This is a genomic window from Candidatus Thiothrix phosphatis (genome assembly GCF_035668035.1).
GTDB classification, from domain to species: domain Bacteria; phylum Pseudomonadota; class Gammaproteobacteria; order Thiotrichales; family Thiotrichaceae; genus Thiothrix; species Thiothrix phosphatis.
Genome location: NZ_JAYMYJ010000118.1, coordinates 4,796 through 8,964, shown reverse-complemented (window position 1 = coordinate 8,964; position 4,169 = coordinate 4,796). Strand labels below are relative to the sequence as shown.

Below are 4,169 nucleotides of genomic sequence, written 5' to 3'. Positions count from 1 at the left end.
CTGGTCATTCATGGCTTGCCACCTGCTGGGATAAGGAACAACGCCACCAGCAGCGCCAGGACAAACAGCATGAACCAGGAAAGGCCATCCATGCCGCCTTGTGGCTGCGGTTGTGGCTTGTCCTGTTGCTGTTTGGTGGGGTTCGGTTTCTGCCCATTCATGAGCGCGTCAAACTGCTCTTGGGTCAGGGTGACTTTCTTGCTCATGGCTGCGCCCCCTGGCTATCCAGCCATCTGCGAGCCACGCGGTAAGCGCTGGTGTTGCAACCAAATCCGCCCGCCTGCATGACTTCCAGCAATTCACGGATGGTTTCGCGGGCAAAGCCCAGCTCCACCAGCAGTCCGTTACGCTCTGCCCGAAGTTCATCAATACGCTGGTTCAGGGCTTGTTCGTATCCGTTCATGGCTGCACCTCCCATACTTTGTTTTCGCGGGTAATGCGGCGCACCCTGGCGTTGACGGCTGCGTATTGCAGGGCAGACGCAAGGCGTTCGGCCTGATCCACCGTCATGATTGCCAGCGCCTTGTCTGACCGGCAGAACCCGATGCTGAGGGTCACAAGTTCGCCTGTTGCCATGGCCTGAACTTTCGCACCAGCGCTGTAGGTCTCGCCCAATGGGGGAACGTCTGCGCGGATTACATCAATTGCTTTGCTCATGGCTGCACCCCCCGGCCTGCTTGTTCCCTAACGATGCGCTCATAGTGGAATGTCAGGTCGTCCAGCTTTGAGGCGACAAGCCCGATGGTGTACAGGCCAGATTCAAGGCGCATTTCATTACCCTTGGCGGTGTCCATCGCAAAATAAGCCACATTCAGCAGGTGGCGTATTTCGTCAAGCTGGCTGTGCAGTTGGGATGGTGAATAAATCTTGCAAGGGGTAGTGCTGCTCATGGCTGCACCTCCTGTATGAAACATTCGTAGATGATGGGCTTCCACTCTGCCGGTAGGGTTTCGGCAATGCTGCGCAGCCGGGGCAGGTCTTTGTCAGCGGCGGCTGTGATTATCAGTAGAACCACTTCCTGGTCATCCGGGGATAGCTGCTCGAACTTCCAGACAAGGGTTGCTATATCAATGCTGGATGGGTTGCCCGCTGGGGGCGTTGGATTGGTATGATTGCGTTGCATTTGCTCAATTCCTCTTTAGTTATGTTGAGCGGGTGAAGTGCCAGCGCCGGGAGGTAGGATTCCTGCCGCTGGTGCGATTACTGGTTTAAGGGTTCATGGCCTGTTCAATGCCAGCCAGTCGCCCGCGTTCAAATGCGGCTTTTTCTGCCGTGCCGGTCAATACCTCCTTCAAGATGCGGACAAGTTCCGCGTTCATGCTTCTATCGTTCTGTTTCGCCCGTTCTGTCAGCAGTTCGTGAACGTCTGCGGGCATTCGTACCTGAGTACGCTTTTCTGATTCTGTCATTATCACTATCCAGTCACTAAATAATCACTATGTCACTATAGCAGTGACATAACAAGCGAGCAACTATTTTAGTGATACACTGGAATTACATGACGCAAGGTAGGCCAATGGGTAAGCAAGACGATTTTTTCAGGACACAGATTCGCATCCCTACAGATGTCTATGAGGCAATCAGGCAATCAGCAGAGGAAAGCGGCAGGAGCATCAATGCAGAAATGGTGCATCTGATGTCTGTTGGCCTTGGAATGAAAGAACAGCCGGTAGTTGATATGACCGAATCCCGTATCAGGGAATTGATTCAGGAAGAACTCGACAAGCGCAGCAAATAGCCAGACACCGCCTGCGCTGCAAAATGTCCATGAGCGATAGGGGAGGTATCCAGTGAACTTTGAATGGGACTGGAAGAAAGCCCAGTCCAACCTGGGAAAGCACGGCGTCAGCTTTGAGGAAGCAACCACGGTGTTTGATGATCCAATGGCCTTGACGTTTGATGACCCGGATCACTCAACAGGCGAGCAACGCTTGCTGACTTTCGGCAGCAGTGAAATGGATAATCTGTTGCTGGTGTCACATACTGAACTGGACGAAGGCACAATCAGGATTATCAGCGCCAGAACCATGACGCGCCATGAAAGAAAGATTTATCAGGATGGTTAGCTTATGAGAGACGAATATAAACGCGAAGATTTGGGGAAGGGGGTGCGCGGCAAGTACCATCAAGCCTATCAAAATGGGACAAACATCGTGCGGCTTGATGCTGACATAGCCAAGCATTTCAAGGATTCTGAATCTGTTAACAGGGCGCTCCGGTCGCTGATCGGCCAAGCTGGTGAGTCTTCGGCTCCGGTAACATCTTAAATCGTCAGTAACGACACCCTTGGATTCCAGCAGAATGAAACGCAGCCAAGGGTAGGCACTGGATGCCAAACCCCGAATTCGGGATTTGCAAAGGTGTGAATTCGCGCCTTTAAATGCGGGGTTTTCCCGCTTGACTTGTTGCCCTCTGTGCTTCGTTGATGCGATGCCATTCCCTAACGATTTCTTCGTGGGTCATGCAGCCCCGCCGTGCCCAATCCATGGCACGTAAATGAAAATTCACTGCCTTGTTACGCGCCGTTGCTTGCTTAACAAAAATCTTCATCCATGCCCTCCATCTCATTTCTGGCGGTTTGTCGTCAATGTCCAGAAAGTCGAAGGGTAACAATACCGCTAGTGGTTTTCGGCTGTACTTGAACAACAGGTTCATGGCTTTGTTGAGTTCACGCTTGTATCTTCCGGTTTGTGAACTTTCATGAACCGCGCCGTGGCAGTGCCGACAAGCCCATGATTTCAGCCAAGGAAGCGAATACAAGACGCCTACGCGCCGCCCACACTTAGGGCATTGCCACCAGTAGCGCAAACCCCCGTAATTGCATTGCGTCGCTGTCACTTGCAATCCTTCAAACATTCCATCGGTTGCCCCATTCAAGGCGGTTTCAATCTTTGACGAAAGTCCTTTGATTGACCGTCTCGAAAGGCTTTCCACGGTAAGTTTTCCAGTTTTCCGCATCGTCATTACTCGCACAAATCAATAGGAAAAGTTACGTAGCAAAACCGGAAGGTTTAGCTGCAAATATCCAGAAATTCATCTTAACTTACAATACCTTACATGTGAAATTTGACTAGCAAACGAGTGATAGGTTTAGCGATGGAACTATCGCTGATTTGCCGATGGTTTTACCGCTAAAACTACCGCTCATGCGCTCTTGCCTCGCTTGGTTTTTACATACGAGATTTTCCCGTATCTACGCCCAAGTGCAGAACCACTTTTAGCCTGATTTCAAACCCCATTTTGCTGGCGCGGCAGTCAGCAGAGGGGGCAGGTTTTCCAGCATCATAGCCATGCTTGAAGGGGGCAAATGTGAGGAAGCAGGGCAGGTTTTGTGAGGAAGTTTCAGGTAAATGTGAGGAAGCTAAAAAATACAAATCTTTTAAAAACAGTTACTTAAAAATTTGTGTGAGGGATGTGAGGAATGTGAGGAACTTTAACCAGATTTCTTACAGAAAAAAATCGGGGCAAATGTGAGGAAGCAGGGCAGGGCAGGCTCTAGAGGGCAGGGAAAGTGGGTGGTGAATTTTGCCAGCATGGTAGATGCCGCTATACTGGATAGCATTACCAGTGGAGTTACAGAATGAAACTAGACCGCATCCAGATTGATCCAGAACGTATGAACGGACAGCCTTGCATCCGTGACTTGCGCCTGACGGTGCGCCGGGTGCTGGAGCTGGTGGCCTTGTATCCAGACCGCAATGAGCTAAAGCAGGAATTCCCAGAACTGGAAGATGAAGACATCAGGCAGTCGCTCCTTTATGCGGCTTCCAGCATTGATGACCGGGTAATTGAGCTGCGCCCTTATGCTGTTGCTGCTTGACCAAGGGTTGCCGCGTAGCGCTGCTGGTTTGCTGCGTCAGGTAGGGATTGATGCTATCCACGTTGGTGAAATTGGCATGGCCGCCGCAAAGGATGTGGACATCCTGCATCACGCCAGCAAAGAGGGTAGGGCAGTGGTTACGCTGGATGCCGATTTCCATGCGCTGCTGGCGATGTCATCTGCCGTTAGCCCATCTGTGATCCGTATCAGAATTGAAGGTTTGAAGGCTGTGGAATGCGCCTCACTGATCCAGACAGTTCTTTCCCAATGCCAGCCTGATATTGAGCAAGGAAGTGTTGTAACCGTGCAGGGGCAGCGCATCCGCATCAGGCGTTTGCCAATTGGTTAA

At 51.4% G+C, this 4,169-nt stretch carries 12 protein-coding genes; 5 read left to right on the top strand and 7 right to left on the bottom strand.

Translation table 11 applies throughout. The annotated features are described in order from the left end of the window. Positions 1-8: 8 nt before the first annotated feature. From VSS37_RS13400 to VSS37_RS13375, 6 genes are all read right to left on the bottom strand, one after another. A complete protein-coding gene (locus VSS37_RS13400) occupies positions 9-206 on the bottom strand; it encodes a hypothetical protein (protein ID WP_324696009.1) in 198 nt (65 codons plus the stop codon). Next, positions 203-403 (bottom strand): hypothetical protein, encoded by a 201-nt coding sequence (locus VSS37_RS13395; protein WP_324696008.1) that lies wholly within the window; start codon positions 401-403, stop codon positions 203-205. The genes VSS37_RS13400 and VSS37_RS13395 overlap by 4 nt, the downstream gene beginning before the upstream one ends. After that, positions 400-657 carry a hypothetical protein gene (locus VSS37_RS13390; protein ID WP_324696007.1) on the bottom strand — a complete coding sequence of 86 codons (258 nt, stop codon included), beginning with the start codon at positions 655-657 and terminating at the stop codon, positions 400-402. Before VSS37_RS13390 ends, VSS37_RS13395 begins: the two co-directional genes overlap by 4 nt. Next, entirely contained in the window at positions 654-890 is a 237-nt protein-coding gene (locus VSS37_RS13385) for a hypothetical protein (RefSeq protein ID WP_324696005.1), read from the bottom strand. The genes VSS37_RS13390 and VSS37_RS13385 overlap by 4 nt, the downstream gene beginning before the upstream one ends. Further along, complete coding sequence (locus VSS37_RS13380; RefSeq protein ID WP_324696003.1) at positions 887-1,123, bottom strand: hypothetical protein; 237 nt, start codon at positions 1,121-1,123, stop codon at positions 887-889. The genes VSS37_RS13385 and VSS37_RS13380 overlap by 4 nt, the downstream gene beginning before the upstream one ends. Positions 1,124-1,208: 85 nt before the next feature. Next, positions 1,209-1,409, bottom strand: a complete 201-nt coding sequence (locus VSS37_RS13375; protein ID WP_324696001.1) for an Arc family DNA-binding protein — start codon at positions 1,407-1,409, stop codon at positions 1,209-1,211. 107 nt (positions 1,410-1,516) lie between these two features. Between VSS37_RS13375 and VSS37_RS13370 the strand changes: the two genes are divergently transcribed. From VSS37_RS13370 to VSS37_RS13360, 3 genes are read left to right on the top strand one after another with little or no spacing between them, the layout of a single operon-like run. Further along, positions 1,517-1,738 (top strand): TA system antitoxin ParD family protein, encoded by a 222-nt coding sequence (locus tag VSS37_RS13370; RefSeq protein ID WP_324695999.1) that lies wholly within the window; start codon positions 1,517-1,519, stop codon positions 1,736-1,738. 52 nt (positions 1,739-1,790) lie between these two features. After that, positions 1,791-2,066 (top strand): BrnT family toxin, encoded by a 276-nt coding sequence (locus tag VSS37_RS13365; protein ID WP_324695998.1) that lies wholly within the window; start codon positions 1,791-1,793, stop codon positions 2,064-2,066. A gap of 3 nt (positions 2,067-2,069) precedes the next feature. After that, on the top strand, positions 2,070-2,267 hold the full coding sequence (locus VSS37_RS13360) for a hypothetical protein (RefSeq protein ID WP_324695997.1): 198 nt from the start codon (positions 2,070-2,072) through the stop codon (positions 2,265-2,267). A gap of 109 nt (positions 2,268-2,376) precedes the next feature. On the opposite strand, the gene VSS37_RS13355 is transcribed toward VSS37_RS13360, so the two are convergent. Beyond that, positions 2,377-2,934, bottom strand: a complete 558-nt coding sequence (locus VSS37_RS13355) for a hypothetical protein (protein ID WP_324695994.1) — start codon at positions 2,932-2,934, stop codon at positions 2,377-2,379. Between the two features lie 646 nt (positions 2,935-3,580). Here VSS37_RS13355 and VSS37_RS13350 point away from each other — a divergent pair. Then, on the top strand, positions 3,581-3,820 hold the full coding sequence (locus VSS37_RS13350) for a DUF433 domain-containing protein (protein ID WP_324695992.1): 240 nt from the start codon (positions 3,581-3,583) through the stop codon (positions 3,818-3,820). After that, positions 3,804-4,169, top strand: a complete 366-nt coding sequence (locus VSS37_RS13345; protein WP_324695991.1) for a DUF5615 family PIN-like protein — start codon at positions 3,804-3,806, stop codon at positions 4,167-4,169. The genes VSS37_RS13350 and VSS37_RS13345 overlap by 17 nt, the downstream gene beginning before the upstream one ends.